The organism is Brevundimonas sp. UBA6550, assembly GCF_002434505.1.
GTDB lineage: Bacteria > Pseudomonadota > Alphaproteobacteria > Caulobacterales > Caulobacteraceae > Brevundimonas.
The window spans coordinates 399,637-416,406 of record NZ_DJKE01000012.1 but is presented as its reverse complement, the minus strand read 5'-3'; the positions used below and the strand labels follow the sequence as shown (position 1 = coordinate 416,406).

General features: G+C 63.0%; 21 protein-coding genes. 10 read left to right on the top strand and 11 right to left on the bottom strand.

Going from position 1 to position 16,770, the window contains the following annotated elements:
- Positions 1-91 precede the first annotated feature (91 nt).
- From B3Z70_RS15480 to B3Z70_RS15470, 3 genes are read right to left on the bottom strand one after another with little or no spacing between them, the layout of a single operon-like run.
- The gene (locus tag B3Z70_RS15480; RefSeq protein WP_292045883.1) at positions 92-925 is read right to left on the bottom strand and encodes an HpcH/HpaI aldolase/citrate lyase family protein; all 834 of its coding nucleotides are present in this window, start codon (positions 923-925) and stop codon (positions 92-94) included.
- On the bottom strand, positions 925-1,602 hold the full coding sequence (locus tag B3Z70_RS15475; protein WP_292022189.1) for an SDR family NAD(P)-dependent oxidoreductase: 678 nt from the start codon (positions 1,600-1,602) through the stop codon (positions 925-927). The genes B3Z70_RS15480 and B3Z70_RS15475 overlap by 1 nt, the downstream gene beginning before the upstream one ends.
- Positions 1,603-1,648: 46 nt before the next feature.
- Complete coding sequence (locus B3Z70_RS15470) at positions 1,649-2,146, bottom strand: GAF domain-containing protein (RefSeq protein WP_292022218.1); 498 nt, start codon at positions 2,144-2,146, stop codon at positions 1,649-1,651.
- Positions 2,147-2,320: 174 nt separating this feature from the next.
- On the opposite strand from B3Z70_RS15470, the gene B3Z70_RS15465 reads away from it, so the two are divergent.
- Positions 2,321-2,494 carry a DUF1328 domain-containing protein gene (locus B3Z70_RS15465; protein ID WP_248120315.1) on the top strand — a complete coding sequence of 58 codons (174 nt, stop codon included), beginning with the start codon at positions 2,321-2,323 and terminating at the stop codon, positions 2,492-2,494.
- 300 nt (positions 2,495-2,794) lie between these two features.
- Here the strand turns inward: B3Z70_RS15465 and B3Z70_RS15460 are convergent, their stop codons facing one another.
- Positions 2,795-6,625, bottom strand: a complete 3,831-nt coding sequence (locus B3Z70_RS15460) for a hypothetical protein (RefSeq protein ID WP_292022192.1) — start codon at positions 6,623-6,625, stop codon at positions 2,795-2,797.
- A gap of 262 nt (positions 6,626-6,887) precedes the next feature.
- Here B3Z70_RS15460 and B3Z70_RS15455 point away from each other — a divergent pair, with 262 nt between their 5' ends.
- Positions 6,888-7,190, top strand: coding sequence for a nucleotidyltransferase family protein (locus B3Z70_RS15455; RefSeq protein WP_292022193.1), 303 nt, complete (start codon positions 6,888-6,890; stop codon positions 7,188-7,190).
- A 107-nt stretch (positions 7,191-7,297) separates the two neighbouring features.
- Here the strand turns inward: B3Z70_RS15455 and B3Z70_RS15450 are convergent, their stop codons facing one another.
- Complete coding sequence (locus tag B3Z70_RS15450) at positions 7,298-8,044, bottom strand: helix-turn-helix domain-containing protein (RefSeq protein WP_292045882.1); 747 nt, start codon at positions 8,042-8,044, stop codon at positions 7,298-7,300.
- 23 nt (positions 8,045-8,067) lie between these two features.
- Between B3Z70_RS15450 and B3Z70_RS15445 the strand changes: the two genes are divergently transcribed.
- Positions 8,068-9,630 (top strand): hypothetical protein, encoded by a 1,563-nt coding sequence (locus B3Z70_RS15445; protein ID WP_292022196.1) that lies wholly within the window; start codon positions 8,068-8,070, stop codon positions 9,628-9,630.
- Between the two features lie 480 nt (positions 9,631-10,110).
- Here B3Z70_RS15445 and B3Z70_RS15440 read toward each other — a convergent pair whose 3' ends face one another.
- On the bottom strand, positions 10,111-10,971 hold the full coding sequence (locus B3Z70_RS15440; RefSeq protein ID WP_292045881.1) for a DNA adenine methylase: 861 nt from the start codon (positions 10,969-10,971) through the stop codon (positions 10,111-10,113).
- A gap of 171 nt (positions 10,972-11,142) precedes the next feature.
- Here B3Z70_RS15440 and B3Z70_RS15435 point away from each other — a divergent pair, with 171 nt between their 5' ends.
- The 6 genes from B3Z70_RS15435 (at position 11,143) to B3Z70_RS15410 (ending at position 13,974) form a co-directional block, all read left to right on the top strand.
- Positions 11,143-11,382: a hypothetical protein gene (locus tag B3Z70_RS15435; protein WP_292045880.1), complete on the top strand. Its 240-nt coding sequence runs from the start codon at positions 11,143-11,145 to the stop codon at positions 11,380-11,382.
- A complete protein-coding gene (locus B3Z70_RS15430) occupies positions 11,379-11,645 on the top strand; it encodes a hypothetical protein (protein ID WP_292045879.1) in 267 nt (88 codons plus the stop codon). Before B3Z70_RS15435 ends, B3Z70_RS15430 begins: the two co-directional genes overlap by 4 nt.
- Positions 11,621-11,857: a hypothetical protein gene (locus tag B3Z70_RS15425; protein ID WP_292045878.1), complete on the top strand. Its 237-nt coding sequence runs from the start codon at positions 11,621-11,623 to the stop codon at positions 11,855-11,857. The genes B3Z70_RS15430 and B3Z70_RS15425 overlap by 25 nt, the downstream gene beginning before the upstream one ends.
- Before the next feature lie 25 nt (positions 11,858-11,882).
- Positions 11,883-12,155 (top strand): hypothetical protein, encoded by a 273-nt coding sequence (locus tag B3Z70_RS15420; RefSeq protein ID WP_292045877.1) that lies wholly within the window; start codon positions 11,883-11,885, stop codon positions 12,153-12,155.
- Between the two features lie 129 nt (positions 12,156-12,284).
- Positions 12,285-12,521: a hypothetical protein gene (locus tag B3Z70_RS15415; protein WP_292045876.1), complete on the top strand. Its 237-nt coding sequence runs from the start codon at positions 12,285-12,287 to the stop codon at positions 12,519-12,521.
- 205 nt (positions 12,522-12,726) lie between these two features.
- Positions 12,727-13,974 carry a Fic family protein gene (locus tag B3Z70_RS15410; protein ID WP_292045875.1) on the top strand — a complete coding sequence of 416 codons (1,248 nt, stop codon included), beginning with the start codon at positions 12,727-12,729 and terminating at the stop codon, positions 13,972-13,974.
- 141 nt (positions 13,975-14,115) lie between these two features.
- Here B3Z70_RS15410 and B3Z70_RS15405 read toward each other — a convergent pair whose 3' ends face one another.
- Both B3Z70_RS15405 and B3Z70_RS15400 read right to left on the bottom strand, forming a co-directional pair.
- Positions 14,116-14,418, bottom strand: a complete 303-nt coding sequence (locus tag B3Z70_RS15405) for a hypothetical protein (protein WP_292045874.1) — start codon at positions 14,416-14,418, stop codon at positions 14,116-14,118.
- 249 nt (positions 14,419-14,667) lie between these two features.
- Positions 14,668-15,201: a glycoside hydrolase family 108 protein gene (locus B3Z70_RS15400; RefSeq protein WP_292045873.1), complete on the bottom strand. Its 534-nt coding sequence runs from the start codon at positions 15,199-15,201 to the stop codon at positions 14,668-14,670.
- Between the two features lie 66 nt (positions 15,202-15,267).
- On the opposite strand from B3Z70_RS15400, the gene B3Z70_RS15395 reads away from it, so the two are divergent.
- Positions 15,268-15,426, top strand: coding sequence for a hypothetical protein (locus B3Z70_RS15395; RefSeq protein ID WP_292045872.1), 159 nt, complete (start codon positions 15,268-15,270; stop codon positions 15,424-15,426).
- Between the two features lie 16 nt (positions 15,427-15,442).
- Here B3Z70_RS15395 and B3Z70_RS15390 read toward each other — a convergent pair whose 3' ends face one another.
- From B3Z70_RS15390 to B3Z70_RS15380, 3 genes are read right to left on the bottom strand one after another with little or no spacing between them, the layout of a single operon-like run.
- A complete protein-coding gene (locus tag B3Z70_RS15390; RefSeq protein WP_292045871.1) occupies positions 15,443-15,958 on the bottom strand; it encodes a hypothetical protein in 516 nt (171 codons plus the stop codon).
- Positions 15,955-16,296 (bottom strand): hypothetical protein, encoded by a 342-nt coding sequence (locus tag B3Z70_RS15385; RefSeq protein ID WP_292045870.1) that lies wholly within the window; start codon positions 16,294-16,296, stop codon positions 15,955-15,957. The genes B3Z70_RS15390 and B3Z70_RS15385 overlap by 4 nt, the downstream gene beginning before the upstream one ends.
- 57 nt (positions 16,297-16,353) lie before the next feature.
- Positions 16,354-16,671 carry a hypothetical protein gene (locus B3Z70_RS15380; protein ID WP_292045869.1) on the bottom strand — a complete coding sequence of 106 codons (318 nt, stop codon included), beginning with the start codon at positions 16,669-16,671 and terminating at the stop codon, positions 16,354-16,356.
- Positions 16,672-16,770 lie beyond the last annotated feature (99 nt).

The following is a 16,770-nucleotide window of genomic DNA, read 5'->3' as shown; positions in this document are numbered from 1 at the left end:
AGAGCCCCTCCACCGCGTCGCCTGTCCTCGGGCTCGCCTTTGGCGAGACCCGGGGGCGATCCCCTCCCCACAAGTGGGGAGGAGACGGTGTTCAGCCTTGCGCCCGCGTCAGCAAGGCCTTGGCCTGCTCCAGATGCAGCCGCTCGACCATGGCGCCGTCCACGCGGATCGCGCCCTGACCCTCGGCCTGCGGCTCCGCGAAGGCGGCGACCACCGCTCGGGCGCGGGCGATCTCGGCCTCGGACGGCGAGAAGGCGGCGTTGGCTCCAGCGATCTGCGACGGGTGGATCAGGCTCTTGCCGTCGAACCCGTACAGCCGCCCCTGCACCGCCTCCGCCGCCAGGCCATCCGCGTCGTCGATCCGGTTGAACACCCCGTCGATGGCCAACAGTCCGTTGCTCCGCGCGGCGGCGACCAGCATCGCCAGCCAGGGCTTGAACGGCTCGCGATCCGGCGACGCCCCCGTTCCCAGCGCCTTGGCCAGGTCGTTGACCCCCAGCATCAGCCCGTCCAGCGCCCCGTCTGCGGATGCAATGTCGGCCAGGGCCAGCAGGGCGCGCGGCGTCTCGATCATGGCCCACAGGGCGCAGCCCTTGGTCAGGCCGGCGGACAGGGCGTGAACCGCCTCGGGCGTCTCCACCTTCGGCGCGACGACCAGCGACGCCCCCGCCGCCTTCATCGCCGCCAGGTCGTCCAGCCCCCAGTCGGTGTCCAGCCCGTTGATCCGCACGCCCAGGCGCGGCCCGAACCCGCCGCCCCGAACCGCCTCCACGGCGGCGTCGCGCGCGGCCGCCTTGGCCTCGGGCGCCACCGCATCTTCCAGGTCCAGCACGGCGACGTCGCAATCCAGCGTCCGCGCCTTCTCGATGGCCCGCGGATTCGAGGCCGGCAGATAAAGGACGCTGCGAACCCGCTCGCTTCGCATCAGATTCGGGCCGTCACGGGGATCAGGGCGCCGGTCATGGCGCGGCTTTCGGGCGAGGCCAAAAACAGGATCACCGCCGCCAGATCGGCCGGCGCGACCCAGGTCGCCGGGTCGGCGTCGGGCATGTCCTTTCGGTTGGCGGGCGTGTCGATGATGGAGGGCAGGACGGCGTTGACGGTGACGGATGTGGTCTTCAGCTCTTCGGCCAGGGCCTGTGTCAGGGCGTGGACCCCGGCCTTGGCCGCGCCATAGGCCCCCATGCCGGCCCCGGCCTTCAGGGCGGCGGCCGATCCGACATTGACGATCCGCCCCTCTGGCGAGGCCTTCAGCGCCGACAGAGCCGCCCGGCTGGCGTTCAGCGCCGTGGTCACGTTCAGCGCGTGCATCCGGTCCCAGGCCGGGGCGTCGTCGTCGGTCGTCTGCCAGACGAAGCCGCCGGCGATGTTCAGCAGGGCGTCCAGCCGTCCGAACCGCGCGATCACCGTATCGACGGCCCGCTGCGCCTGATCCGCGTCGGTCAGGTCGATCCCGCCGACCTCCAGCACGCCGTTCGGCACGGCGTGGCCCGCCGCATGGTCGATGACGGCGACCTGCCAGCCGGCGTTCAGCGCCGCCTCCAGCACCGCTTGCCCCAGGACGCCGTGTCCGCCCGTGATCGCCATCGTCCGCTGGCTCATCGCATCCTCCCTGTCGCCGGGAACCATAGAGCCGCCCATCATGCGATCAACCGGCCGCGAACACCCGCGCCATCAGACGCTCCAGCGCGACCTGATCCTCGGCGTCGAAGGCGGCCGGGGTCGTCGCGTCCACGTCCAACACCGCGATCAGGGCGCCCGACGCATCCCGCACCGGCACCACGATCTCGCTGGCCGAGCGGCTGTCGCAGGCGATGTGGCCGGGGAAGGCATGAACATCCTCGACCAACTGCGTCCGGCCCGTCGCCGCGGCCGCGCCGCACACCCCGCGCCCGAAGGCGATGCGCAGACACCCCAGCGTCCCCTGATACGGCCCGACCACCAGTTCGTCGGCCTTGTCCGGCGCCACGACATAGAAGCCGGTCCAGAAATAGTGGTCGAACGCATCCGCCAGCATCGAGGCGACCGTCGCCATCCGCGCCGTCACATTGGGCTCGCCATCCAGCACGGCCAGGATTTCCGCCTCGACCTCATGATAGCGCGCCGCCTTGTCGGCGGGGCGGTCGGTGCGGGCGACATAGGCCATGGGGAAAACTCCGAAGACGATCAGGCCCGCCATATAGGGCGGCGGCCTGCCGAAGGGGAGGGGACGCGCGCCGCCCATTGTCGCCGTCCGTCCCCGCGACAATTTGTCCGCCATCTGCGAGCGCCGCCGGAACTCCGTCCCACGGCTGTCGTTCTGCAGCCAAAGGAGAACGCAATGTTGAAATGGGCTTTGATTTTCGCAGTGATCGCCGTCGTGGCGGGCCTTCTGGGCTTCGGCGGCATCGCGGGCGCCGCCGCCGGCATCGCCAAACTCTTGTTCGTGGTCGCCCTGATCGTCTTCGCGGTCTTCCTGGTGCTCGGCGTCACCGTCGCCAAGAAGGTCACCTGATCTCTCAGGCTTCCTCCAACACCGACGCGGCGGCCCTCCGGGGCCGCCGTTTTCGTTTGAGGGGGTGTCGGGACCACTTAAGACTGGCTCAAACGCTGCCTGAAAAAGCGTGTGATTCCTACAGCCACCACATAGCTGACCACTTAACGGCGCCTCAGCCGCCTACTGCACATCTGCACGAGGGTAGGGCGCATTAGCGCCAGGAGCGGACATTGGGCCGCGCCCCGAAAGCCAATCTTCGCTCGACTGATGTCGCGAGGTCCGCTCACAAGCCATCACTCACCCCCGATCCGAAGGGGCTCAGCGCCATGAGGCTTCCAAGTCTGCGTCCGCCTTTAGCCGACGATCAAGGATATCCCGGGTCTCGTGGGACCAGAAGCCGAGTGAGGGATGGTCGGCCCATGCAGCGAGTGGTTCAAAGAAGGGTTCCAGATAAGCGCTGAGCGATCCAGCCCAAGAGGATGGCGAGATTCTTCTGCGGAGAGCGTTCTGGAACGCCTTCGTCTCACCAAACTGGCTAGCCAGCCCGAGGAGGGCGGGATGCCAAGCCGGGAGCGTTTGCGAGAGGTCGAGGAGGGGGTAGAAGCTCACGAGGAAGGCGATCCGTTTTTCTGGATCCGCCGCCGCCCAGCCCGTGAGGGTGGCGCAGGGCACGGCGTAGAGGGCGCCTTCTTTGAAAACGTCGACCGGGTTGGCGAAATACCGCTTCTTGGAAATTACCTCGTCGAGGCGGGCCCGTTCAGCTTGGGTCGCGACGTCATAGAAGGCCGCGATGGGCACCCACGTGGCCTCGGGCGCGTCCTTCAGGATGGTTTCGAGGGCTTCCTGCAAGGCTTCCCCGGCGGTCGACCTGTAGGAAGCCTTGCTTTGGGCGTGGATGACGATCTGCTTGGCGAAGGCACCGGCGAACTCGTCATCGATCTCCCCTGCCCGCGAGAGGAGGGACACCAGCGTCCCGTAGGAGTGGGCTGACATCGTCCCTCCCTCGCGGGTCTGTCCGAACGGAGTCGTCAGGACCTCCTTGATCACCTGATAGACGTCGTCATCAAACTCCGTGCGACCATGGGTGTACATCGACAACATCTCGATGGCTGCCCAGACACCTCCTTCGGACGCACGGCCGATGAGCGCGTCGAGCACCGGCCGGATGACGCCGACGGGGAACGGGTCCATGCCTTGACCGTACGACAGCGGGACGGCTGCTTCCGGCCCGATCGAACCTGACGCGATCCGTTCCGCGACGGTGGTGAGACGGCTCTCCGTCAACCTGACGGCGGCGAAGATCAACATGTCGCGGCCGGCGAAGGTCGCCGAGGCTTCAGCCATCGCGACGAGTTCCACGCCCAGCTCAGCATCCCTGTTGTCGAGGCTGCGAAGAAGCGCCTGAACGAAAGACGCTCCTGCACCATCGCTGGCGTCTGACCTTGTTAATGCCTGTTCGAAGACGGCTTTCGGATTGTTGAGCAACGGTGCCAAGGCGTCGGTGAAGGACGAGGCGTTGCGTACCGGTTGGCTGGCCAACAGGTTGATCGCGCGATCTAGGAGGTCGCTATTTGCTGCCACCACCGGTGCCATGAGGGCCGCCTGCCGAGCAGCGTACTGGAAGTCGTTGGAGGCCCGATCCGACGTATAGATAAGGTCCGGATCTCTGATTTCCGCTGGCCAAAACTGGCAGAACAGCAGGGTGCGTTCGACCGGATCGACCGGAAGGAGGTCGTCGTAAAGACGCCTTACCGCCAGCGCTAAGTCGGACTTGGGATCTTCCCGGTCGAAATAGAGCCAGTCCCCGACGCCCTTCACGGCCTCCGGCCAGAACCCGCGGTCGGTTCTCACCTCCCTAACGAAGGCGGTGACGGCCTCAAACAATCCGGGAATCATCAGCTGGCGCATATGGCTCGCCACCGCCTGTTCGGCGGCCTCCGCGAAATCCGGATGCTCTGCACGAAGCTTCGACAGCCGAGTCAGCGCGGCCTTTAGGTGACCCAAAGCCTCTTCATTGGATTTCGGTCGCCAGTCCTTCGCGGGCAGTTCGTCGCCGAGCTCTTCGTAGCCGCCAATCCTCATCGGATGGGAGAAGTCGAGCGCGGCGTCGAGCGCCGCGAGGGCGACCCGGCGCAAATCGGGATCTCCATCTTTGACGGCCTCGTCCAGGACCTGAAATCGGATGGCGGACGAAGTCTCGGTTCCGCTTAGGTGAAGCTGGAAGAGCTGGCGCACAGTTTCCGTCGCCGGGCCGGCCGCGCAGGTCTCGGCCGCAGCCAGCCGCAGCAAATCTCTCAGTCCGTCTGCGAAGGTCGACTTCCTGAAGACCAAGCGACGCAGGGCATGGACAATCCCGTCGAGCGATCCGCTGGCGGTCCCGAGGTCGGCGATGGCCGTGGCCCCGACCGCGTTGTGGATCACCCCTGACACATATCCCGGCGCAACGTGGACGAAAGCGTCAATGAAGGCCGCACCTCGTGTCGTCAGCACCTTCGCGGGATCGGAGAGCGACCCACCGGTGCCGAAAATGAGCGGGACGAGCTCTCTCAAGGCACCAGAGCGCGACAGGTGGCGCACCCGGGATAGCATCGCCGTGCGTTGCGCGTCGGGTGCCGTGTCAAGGAAATCCCGGACGACCGAGGGACGAAGCCGCTCAAGCCGCTGTAGGGCCAAGTAGTTGGCGATCGGTCGCGGTTGGGCAGCCAAGACGTCGCCATACCTGCCGACCAGTCCGGGCTCCACGGCATCGATCAGGTGTTCATACATGGCGTCTCCGTTGAGACGCCCGAGCTTCTTAGCAACAGCATCGAAAGCTGGAGCCGTCCGCTCGGGTGCCAGGCTGTCGAACATGGACAGACAGGCCAAGGCCCGGACTCTGTCCGGATCCGTCAGGCCCGCGCCTTTGAGAATCCGGGTGGCGACGTCCTCGACTGACTTGAAAATTCCGTCCTTCCCGTGCGCTCGAGCCGCTAATACGGCGATGCTCGGAAACCCAGCGCAGAGATCGGCGATGAACCGACGGTCGTCGGGCTCGGATCCGGGTAGCAAGCCGGCGAGAATGCCGTCGATCACGTTCTGATCCGTCGCCTCCACCCGCACCTCGAGGCATCCTGACAGCGTCAACGCCCTAGGATTTGTATCGACGGTGATGATGCGGAGTTCCGACCCTGCCTTAGATGCGATGTCGTGCAGCTTATGCGCATCGGCGCGCGGACATTCGTCAACGAATAGAATGATCGGCGTGCCCCTGTTCGCGAGGGCATTGCTGACGTCCCAGAGCTTGTGGCCTACCTCCCTGCGGTCACAGAAGATCACGGACGACGATGTCCGGTCCTTCCCCAGCCCGATCCTCTCGAGACCTTCAAACGCGCCGCGCGACTTGCCTACGCCTGACGAGCCGATGATGCGCACGCTCCTCCCGGACGGATCACGCAGATGCGAGACCAAACGGCCCGAGAACTGCTCGAAGGTCAGCCCGTCGCTTGACGAAGCTCCGATCCGAAACCGTGCGGAGTCGCCTGCCACATAGCCGGGCGCGTCGCTCCCTTCTCGCGCCCGCCACCGGTCGAGCGACGAGAAGCTGCTGAGCGTCATGCCCGCCTGCTGTTCCTTGATCCACAGCGCCACGGCTTCGTGGCTGCTGGCCCATTTCGCGAGGAGGTTGCCGTCGTAGAGCTTGATGGAATGCAACAGGCGAGGATTGTGGCCCGCCTGCGTGATACCCGCCTCAATTGCCTTGATCCGATCCGACGGCTTTGGGTTCACCAAGCCATCCGTTGTCACGCCGATATAGGCAGCGCCTCTCGCGAGACCGGCGGTCAGAGCCCCGTTGAGGACCCGCGGCGTCGTCCTGCCCCTCGCGCTCTTCTTGGTCCAGGTCTCCTTCATCCAGGCGCTATCGCCGTTGTCGGAAGCCTTGCATTGGAAGATGATGTCACGGTGGGGGAAGTAGGCGGTCTTCGCTTTTCCGCCCTTCCAGACAACGCTCCCGTCCTCCCCCTCGTCGGCCAAGGTAATCTGCATCGGAGCGGCCACATTGAAGGGTTCGATGCCCGCGTTCTGCGCCTCGGCGTAGAGCAGACGCCGGAGGAGGGCCACGGTCTTCTCACCGTCGAAATCAGCGATGTCTTTGGGCTCGATATCGAACATACTTCACCATCACTCGACTGGCTTCGCGCCGTCGCGCTCGGCAGAGGTCGCGCTCGGCAGACTTCGCCGGATCAGATTGCTATCATGCGGGGAGGCTGGCGCTAACCCTGAAGCAGCTCGATGCTCACAAAGAGCTGACGGCGCGAACGACTGCTAAGAGTCAGAAGCGCACCTCGCCGCCTCGTGAGCGATTGTTGACGATGCTGGGGTGTTTGTTTGACGGCTCACGCGAACTCCCGCACCATCGTCCCGGGGCGCGCAGATGAACCGAGAAAACGTGATCTTGGTGTTGCGAGCGTTGGAGCGGAAGTTAGTGCTCGAGGGTGTCGAGCATCTGTACTTGTTCGGTTCATTCGCCCGAAATGAAGCGACCGACCAATCTGACATCGACATCGCTTTCGATGTGCAGCCTGAGTTTGAGTTGAAGTTCTCGCTGATCGACCAATCGCGTCTGCAGCGAGAACTTTCGTCAGCCTTGGACCGAAAAGTCGATTTCGTGGAACGGGCCTACCTGCATCCGTCCATCGGCGCTTCAGCCGCTCAAGACATGATCCGCATCTTCTGATTTGGCTGCCCAATCTTCGAGAGCCGTCGCCTTGCGGCACTGATCTCCGACGTGCCCAACAGCGTTGAAGCGATCAGCTGATAGGACTTCACGATGTTTCGTTCGGGTCACGAAAGGCTCGCGCTGATGGCTTTGAGCCTCCTGAGTCTCACTTCCTCATCAACGATCGGTTCTAACTCATCGCGGCTGTAGAAGCCGCGGCCGAGCTGTGACTTCAAGTCGTAAGATTCGATTTCCCGCCACATATATTTGGCCGACGCTCCCATGCGCATCGCGGCTTCTCGGCTGCTCATCCACACCCGTCCAAACTCTTCAACATCACTTCGCTTATAGAGAGTTCGTTCCTCGCCCTTGATTGGTAAAAGGTGACCGTTATCCCGCAGGTAGCTCATCTCCACAGCGGAGCAGTTGAGATGCGCTGCGGTTTCGCCGGGCGACAACCAATCGCGGGAAAGGCCGTTGTAATCGCTGGATTCGAAGCTGAACCAAGGCGTTGAGGAGGAGCCACCCATCACAATGGTTCGTGCCACTCCTGTGTATATTGCTAAGGTAGGTGCGCCGAAGTCCCCCACATTTACTAGGCCGCCGGGAAGGCTTCCGCTCAGCCACGAAGCGAGCACAGGCCCCCAAGGTTTCTCCCGACCGCCCACACCCATAAACGCGTCTTGAAGTCGGATCCAACCTGGGGCGTTGTATCTCTGCGGCACGTTGTCAAATCGGGTCAGAAACGCTTTGACGGATGTGGCGCTGAGCAATCTATCGCCTCTCAAAACCTGGACGGCGGGGTCCACTCGATGCTCGAGCAGCCCCAAAGCGACAAGCTGCTCGACAGCGATCGCGGGAAGATCGGTCATCGTCTGAAAGCGACGATAAGAAGTTGCGGCTGCACACGCGCTTTGTAGCGACTGGATATCTGTCATCGCTTTTGCCTCCAGTTGCCGGAGAGCTGATCCCAACTGAGGAAATCGATCAAACCGTTGAAGCCGCTATGTCCGGTGCAACGAACCTTTTGGTTGTCGCCGGAGGGGCGGGCAGCGGTAAGAGCGTGGCCTTAGCTCGCGCTATCCAAGTTGCCCGGGCGCATGGGTGGCCAACATTAGCATTGCGTATCGATCGATTTTTAGCTGCCTCCCGTATTGAGGATGTCGGCGCCGCATTGCTCGATCGACCGGAAAGCCCGGTTGGCCTACTTGGTAACCGGCACGGTTTAAAAGAAACGCTCCTCGTCGTTGATCAGGTGGACGCAGTGAGCGAGGCGTCGGGTCGATCTGGCCGCATGCGGGATCAGCTATTTCAGATGATTGCCGACAGCGGATTTTATCCCAAAATGAAGGTGGTTATCGCGTGTCGCTCTTACGACTTGGAGCACGACAGCCGCCTGAAGCAGTTCATTTCATCGCCCTATGCCCAAACAGTTACCCTAAAGCCGTTGGATTGGGAGGCAGGCGTAAGGCCTGTGCTCCGACCGCTAGGCTTAGCCGATCGAACGTTTACCGATCGCGAACAGCGGCTGCTTTCCGTGCCGATCAACTTGCGAGTCTTCGTTGATCTGTATCGTCTAGGAGAAGTCGTTGAAGGCGAGATTTCCGGAAGTCGGCTATTCGACCAGCTAATTGAAGTTCGGGCGCGAGAGTTTCGAGACGCTGGCCTCCAGTGGACGCCTCAAGAAGCTCTTGGCGCGATCGCGCAAAGCATGAGCGACCATCAAGAGCTGACGGCACCCGTCAGCGTTTTGAGCCCATATGCTGGCGCTAGGGATGCGCTGAGTTCCGCATCTCTAATTACAGCCGCCGGCGGACAGATTCAGTTCGCCCACGAATCCTTCTTCGACCATGTGTTCTCCGTTCACTTCATCGCGTCCGGGCGGACTGTTCGCGAGCTTTTGCTTAGCGACGAACAACGACTTTTCCGTCGAACCCAGGTTCGACAGATTTTCGCGCGATTGAGAGACGAGACAAGCAATCGGCGGTATCTGGCAAATCTCCAAGAGGTGGGAGACCGAGCGACGGCATGGTTGTTGCCATTGATGGATGACGAAGACCCCCAAGTTCGCCGTGAGGCCGCCCACACCAGTTGGGACGCGATACTTGATGGGCCTACCGACCGTTCCGCTTTGGTGCTGGAACATATCCAGTCACGATCATTTGCCGACGAATCTGACTGGCTCATGCGGTCGCTAGAAGAGCGCATTGACCGATATCCGGACGTGGCCTTTGCCGCTGCCATGCGCGTTGTCGAACTGATGGACGGCTGGAAAGGAGGCGAGCGCCAAGGCCACTGGATGACGCTGCACCATTTGGGGCGCATGCTGGTCAGGCTATACCGTGCGGTCGATGGCGATAGCAGGCGAGAGGCCGAGTTGTTGGATTTGTTCGATATCTATCTGGCGCGGGAGCCGGGGGACATGAGAACTCAAATCTCTGCTTACGAGCGACACTGATCGAGTCTCGTAGATGCAAAAATTGGCTCAGTGATCCCACTCGATCGAAGCTGAGTGTTGTCGAACTCGTCGAGCGTCAACTTAGCCAGGTTGGCTCCGGCTATAAGCTCTCGTGCTTCCATCTAATGCCCTAATGACGACCGCCGAGAATCACAAGCAGACCTTCTCTCCTTAACGGCCTCAACGACGCCAAGACCCGTGAGCAGACGCGCTCACTGTCTGCTAAGAATCAAAACCGGAAAAGCAGCCGGTCATTGGAAAGCTGAACCAGCCGCTGAGCCACTCTTAGATGGTTTTGAGCCACTTCTAAGTGGTCCCGACAGGGGGGTGGTAGGCCCGGAGGGCGTGCGCTTCCGAGCCATAGCAACGACTTAGGCTGTCAAACCCCTGTTCGGGAAAGCCTGCCGCCGCTGGACGACAGCGGTTGGTGTCAAACCTAAACGGCGGCAAGAGAGGGGGCTATTGTGCACGCCGACCTACTCAGATGAGCATGGCCTGTGGAGCGGCCGGTGCAAGTTCGACGCCCTTAGCGATAAGCAGCTCGGCCGCGCCAGGCGCATTTCCGCCTTGGATCGAATAGACCGTCTTCACGGCCTCGATGTCGGCCCAGGCGAACATCTCGCGGATCTCCGGCCGGTCGTTGATCGACAGCAGGAACCGCCCCTCGATCGTCCGCAGCTTGTCGGCCATCCGTTGGAAGTCCTCGCGCGAGAACATGCCGGCGCCGTAGTCGCCCTCGCCGCCCCAATACGGCGGGTCCAGATAGAACAGGCTGCCGGCGCGATCGTAGCGGCTGATGAAGGCCAGCCAGTCCAGGTTCTCGATCACGACGCCGGCCATGCGGTCGTGCAGCTGGCGCAGGCGCGGCTCGATCCTCGTCAGGTCGAAGTTGTGGGGGCTGGTCGGACTGACACCGTAGGACCGCCCGGCGACCTTTCCGCCGAAGCCCAGCGTCTGAAGGTAGAGGAACCGGGCCGCCCGCTCGATGTCCAGCAGATCGCCATCGGGCGTCTCGCGGATCCGCTCAAACTCCGCCCGCGCCGCCGGCCGCCACGCCAGTTCGCGGATGAGGGCGTCCGGGAAGCGCTGGGCCACGCGGAACAGGGTCACGACGTCGCCGCTCAGGTCGTTGATGACCTCCACGGCGGGGCGGACCCGCCGGCGCAGGAAGACACCGCCCATGCCGATGAACGGCTCGCAGTAGGCGTCGTGGGGCGTGGCGGCCAGCACGCCGCAGATCCGACGGGCCAGATGCCGCTTGCCGCCCAGCCATGCCGTTGGCGGCTCGCAGGGCGCGACGGGGCGCTGATCAAAGATGAGAACATTTCGAGAACAATTCATTTGCGGAGTCGCCTTTTGCACGAGTAGGAGTCCCCGGCTCGCGTGAGCGGGGGCGGCGATCAGCCGGACGGCCGATCGGTCCTGGTCGTGCGGGGTAAGGCCCGCAGATCGACGCGCTGCAACGCGCCGATCCCGCCCCGGACAGGGGACGAAATGAAGAGGAGGAAGGGTATGCCGATCGACAAACCGGGTTCGCCACGACCGATGCCTTTGTCGGAACTGATGCAGCTCGAGGCCGAGCTTGCCGCGCGCACCGCACCGCTGCCGGGCAAGGTCCACCCCAGGCCACATCCCTGTTTGCCCGAGGTCTTGGCGCCCGGATCGAACGTCGCCTACGTCTCGGTGGAGAAGAACGCGCGGCTGGTGCAGCAGGCTCGAATGCTGAACGCGGGTCGCTTCCGAACCCTATGACCCGTTACACCGATGACACGACGATCGACGACGTCGAATCGGGCGATCAGCTGTCGATGCGCTGCGAATGTGGAAATGAGGTGCAGCTGGCGTGGCGCCTTCTCCCGAAGGCGCAGCAACTGACCCGGCTCTCCGATTTGCGACAGAAGATGGTCTGTCGCAAATGCGGGGCGAGGCGACCGACGCTCATCATCGTCGGCTTTTCAGGAATGAGTTCTCAGCTGCGCGAGAAATGGCGATGGCCGCCGGCGCCCCGGACCTGACCCTGGATGAGATCGACGCCCTGATAGACGGGGCGCCGTCGCCGAAGGTCCTGATCGTGGCGTATTGGACGTGGTTCGTGATCCAGGCGGCCGGTCGCGATCTAAAGACCCGCAACAACGGCGGCCTGAACTATCGCGGCCTGGACGTCTGGATAAGCGACCGCACACGGCTCGGCACGGCAGCCGAAACCGAATGGCTCCAGGACTTCTGACCGACTCGACCTATAGGCCCGCCTCATGACGCCAGATGAACTCCACGCCGCGATCGACGCTATGCAGGCCGATGCTGGCTACGACGACCGCCCCAAGCCGGGGCTTATCACGATCCAGTCGGACGAATGGATCGAGCGCCTCTACGCAGAAAGCGCAAAGCCGAAGACCATCGCCGACGGCATTCGCATCCGGGACATCAAGGTCGCGATCAGCGCCGACGCGACGACAGCGGTCCTGACGCGCGAGGAGGCCGGCGACCGAGGCGAACCCTATCGGGAGCCCCAGGCCCGAGCCTGAAACCACGAAAGGCCGCCACCCCGAAGGATGACGGCCCAAGCGCAACACAAATATGGGCCGCCTCGCGTTCGGCCTCGACTCCACAATCGCGTAACGCCGTGTCAGGTTCCGCTTCGGGAGGATTGGGCCATGGCGACACGAAAGACCCTCATCAGATCGCGCGCGGGCGTCAAACTGCAGCGCATAGAGCATCTGGCGCGACAGCAGGTCGTCCAGTCGTCCTGGCGGCTCTCGACGTTGCGACAGAACCAGCCGCGCACTTTCGCGGATGAGATCGAGGCCGAGGACGCCTACGATATGGAAGTCATCGCATCCCTGACCGACCCCATCATCATCGACATGCAGCGGCGCGGGCTGATCGACTGATGTGGTCGTATGCATGAACTGGTCAAAGCAGTGGCGGCGGGGTTGCCGGATTGGGCATTCAGAATGGGAGGTGCAAGGCTAAAACAAAGGTCAAATGACTTGGAAACGAAACCGGCGACTACAGGCTTAATCTGTTGGAATAGAAGACGAATTTTTGAAACGAGATTTGTCTTTTAATGCGGCGGGTTGCTTGATAAAACGCCGCATGACCGATATCGTCCGATACTGCACACCAGATCGTTGGCTCAAGTATGATGTGGCCGCCCTAATCGGGCCGTTAACGGAGGCGAAGGCTGCCGTATTGTCGCTGACGACCGTTCCGTATCAACGCGCATGGGCTGACAAGCTGCAAGAGGTTCAGCTGAAGCACGAGGTCGCCGGTACTTCGAAAATCGAAGGTGCGGACTTCACTGAAAATGAGTTGAACACCGCACTTAATGACGATGCAGATGAGAGCGGAATGACACGTTCTCAGCGGCAAGCGCGCGCGGCTGTGCAAACCTATCGCTGGATATCCCAGCTGGACCCTCGCCGACCAATTGATGTCGACCTGATCCTCGAAATCCACCGTCGCATTGTAACTGGTTGCGATGATGACCATTGCGAGCCAGGAGTTCTTCGTCGTGACGGACAAAATGTCACGTTCGGACGGCCTCGGCATAGGGGGGCGGATGGCGGCGCTGTTGTTTCCCGAGAGTTTTCATCTCTTGTCGACGCTCTGAGTAGGGAGTTCACAGAGCATGACCTTCTAATCCGCGCGCTGGCCTTCCATTACTATATCGGAGCCATGCACCCATTCCTGGACGGAAATGGCAGAACGGCTCGCGCCGTCGAGGCGCTGCTGTTGCAGCGCGCTGGCCTGCGTGACGGATTGTTCATTGCGCTGTCGAACTACTATTACGATGAGAAGCCCGAATATCTACGATCGCTTGCCAGCGTCGCCAGTAAAGAGGGTGATATCACCGAGTTCTTGAGCTTTGGTCTGCGCGGTGTGGCATTCCAGGCCCGTAGATTGCTGAACGAAATAAATCGAAACATCCGTAAGTCTCTGTTTCGTGATGTTTCAACTCACCTCTTCAACAGGCTTTCCAGCTCTCGAAGACGGGTCATCGCTAAACGGCAGATGATGATTTTGAACTACCTTTTGGACAGGGGTGAGGTATTTGTGTGGGAAGGATTTGACCACATGAGCCATAATTATTCTGATGTGTCCGGCCCGCAGTCTGCCTACATAAGAGATATCGTGGCGCTTCAGACCCTGAAGGCGATCAAGCTTATGCGACGTGAAGGAGCATCGGACGTTTCAATGGATGTCCGTTTGGAGTGGCCTACCGAAATTACAGAGACTGCGTTTTTCGAGGGGACAAAAACACTACCGAAGGCAAAATCGTTATCATTCTTGGAGCGCGACTACAGCGATGCTGGCGATGGCGTAAGTGAGATCGCGCTCTAGCTTCTGAAAACGGCAGAGCGGGCGAGAAGAAAGGCCCGCCCTCCGAAGAGAGCGGGCCTCGATGGCGGAGCCCGTTGGCTCGACGCTGATTTGCAGATTCTGCAAATCGGGATTTGTTTGCACGATCTGCAAAGAAATCGCCTAGCCCGGCCGAGGCGGCGCGTCTGGCGGCGGACACCTCAACCGCTCCATCCCCATGGCGTCGAAGAACCGGCACAGCCGACCGACCGTGGCCCAGCCTTCCTCGCCCCAGGCTTCAACGGCGTTGTCGTAGCGCTCGCCTGCGATCCGGCTGGTCAGCACGTCGTCAGGCGGGACCGGTTTGGGCTGGACGATCAAGTCCGTCGCAGGCGGGAAGGCGGCGACCGGCTTCGCGCAACTGGCGACAGCGGCGCCTAAGATCGCGGTCATCAGGGCGGGCGTCAGGAATCGCTTCAGCGGCATGGTCTCTCTCCTCTTGCCGGTTGCGGATGGTGGTGGTTTCGGCCTGGCGCTCGCCAGCGGCGGTTTCCCGCGCGCTGGATGCCCTTGCCTCGGTCTTCTGGGTCTGGACCGCCTGACGGTCTCGTTCGCCCTGTGCGCCTCTGTATGAGCAGTAGGCGCCGGTCAGGACGAAGGCGGCGATGATGGCGACGATCATCCAGCCGGTCGGGGCGAGCATGCGGGGGATGGAGCGGAGGAAGGCGAGGGCGGTCACCTGGCCCACTCCAGCGCCTTGGCCTCCACCTCGTTCAGGCGCCGCATCCAGCCCTTCCCGAACGTGCTGAACGTGGGCAGCGATCGGTAGAAGGCTTCACGGATTTCCGACAGCCGCTCGACGAGGCGCGACGGGTCGAGCCTGCCCACGGCCGCCAAGGTCTTTGGCCCAATCTGTCCGTCTTCCGTGACGCCGGCCGCCCGCTGCAGGTAGCGTTTCGCGCGGTCCACGCCGCTGTTCACCGCCAGGTCGAAGATCATGTAATCGACACCGGCGGGCAGCTTGTCGCAGGCCGCCTTCAGCCAATAGCCCTGGCGATATACGGGCGCGGCCGTCTTCGGCGTCAGAAGCCGCACATCGTCCTTGTCCACGTCGCCGTCGCCGTCGAGATCGAGGCGATACGCCTTGGCTGTCCCCAAGGTGATCCCGAGGTTCGTCGCACCGCCTGGATCGCGTGGGTGGTCCACATAGCCGCCTTCATGGCGCAGCACAGCGTGCAGGCTGCGGTCAAACCGCTCCTGTTCGGTCATGGTCAGTCTCCAGATTGTGGGGGGGGCGGGATGCGAACGGCGTTCGCATGTGCTTAGGTCGCGGCCATGCCGATGAAGCACGATAACGGAAGCCCGCTATGGGGCGCGCCAGTGAAGCGCTGGTCGCCGCGCGTCCGGCTGGTCGTCATGGTCGGCGCCGGCTTCGCCCTGTGGGCGTTGATCGCTGGCGGGGTCTATTGGCTGACCCGGATGATCGCGGGCTAGAAGAGACCCAGGTTCGTCACCCCGCCAACCCGTTGTAGGCGATGGTCAGAGCAGCGGCGGCAATCAGGATCAGGGCGGTGCCGATGATGGCGACCCGGATGCGGGTCTGCGGTTGATCCGACACCGGCCGATCCAGCAGGCCCGCCGGTGGCAGGGCCATCGCCGCCGCCGTCGCCCATCGCTCCCGGCGCGCCAGGGTGAACAGCCGGATCACCGACACGCTCCAGGGCGGCGGGCTGCGGTCGCGCTGCACGAAGTCCAGAACGATGAGGGCGAAAGCCAGCGAACACAGGGCGCCCAACGGCAGCAGGGGCGACATATGCTCGACCTTGATCAGCCGGCCGGGGAACACGGTCGTCGCCCCTCTCACCATCAGGAAGACGGCGATCAGGAAGACGACGGATCGCAGGAACAAGCTGCCCGAGATCCGGGTGTGGTAGGTGGGCCCGAGCAACCGAAACACCACTGTCATCACCCCACCTGCCGACAGGAACAGCATTCCCGTCAAAACGACCCATGCGTGATGCGTCATGACGACGCCTCCTTGCTTTCGACGGCGGCCCGAAGGCCGGCCTTGATGATGCGCCCCACCAGATTGAAGAAGCCGCGCGGATCGTTGGCGGCCATCCAGCCGATGGCCAGCGCCGCGACGCGGAAGTCCAGAACCTTAACCAGGGCGACGATGGTCGAGGTCGCCGCCTCGGCCGCCACCGGCCCGGCGAAGACGCCGATGGCCAGCGACAACCAGGCGCGCACCCTGGCCTCGCGCGTAGCGCCCTTGGACCCATAGGCCGGGATCATGCCCAGGCCGCCAGCGATCAGGCCGCCACACAGGCCCCAGAACCAGGGCAGTTCACGCGGGTCGAACATCCGCCCCTCCAATAGTCAGGCCGTGGTGGAACAGCCGTGTGGGCGGCTTTGGTCAGGTCAGAGCTGCGGCGTCGCGGCGTTCATCGCCGACAGGCTCCGCACCCGATCATCGAGCGTCTGAAGAACCTGAGCGGTGCTGAAGACGAGGTTCGGCAGGCTGGGGTCGATTTCGCTCAGGGTGGCGTAGTTGGCGCGCATGACGCTGATCAGCCCCGCGACCGCGCCGCCCTCTGACGTCAAGCCAAGCCCGGCGTCGGTGAAGGGCTTCAGGGTCGCCAAGATCGCCGCCTTGCGTGCAGCAGCGGCGGCGGCGTCCGCCTGCGCCACCAATTGGCGGGCGGCTTCGATTTCTTCGGGCGTAGGGGTCTTGGCCATGGTTCAGGCTCCTTCGATATCGGCGTCGAGACGCGCGAGGTTTTCGGGGGTGTTGTTGACGTCAAGAGGGACCGGATCGCCCTTCGGGGGCTGCCAGTA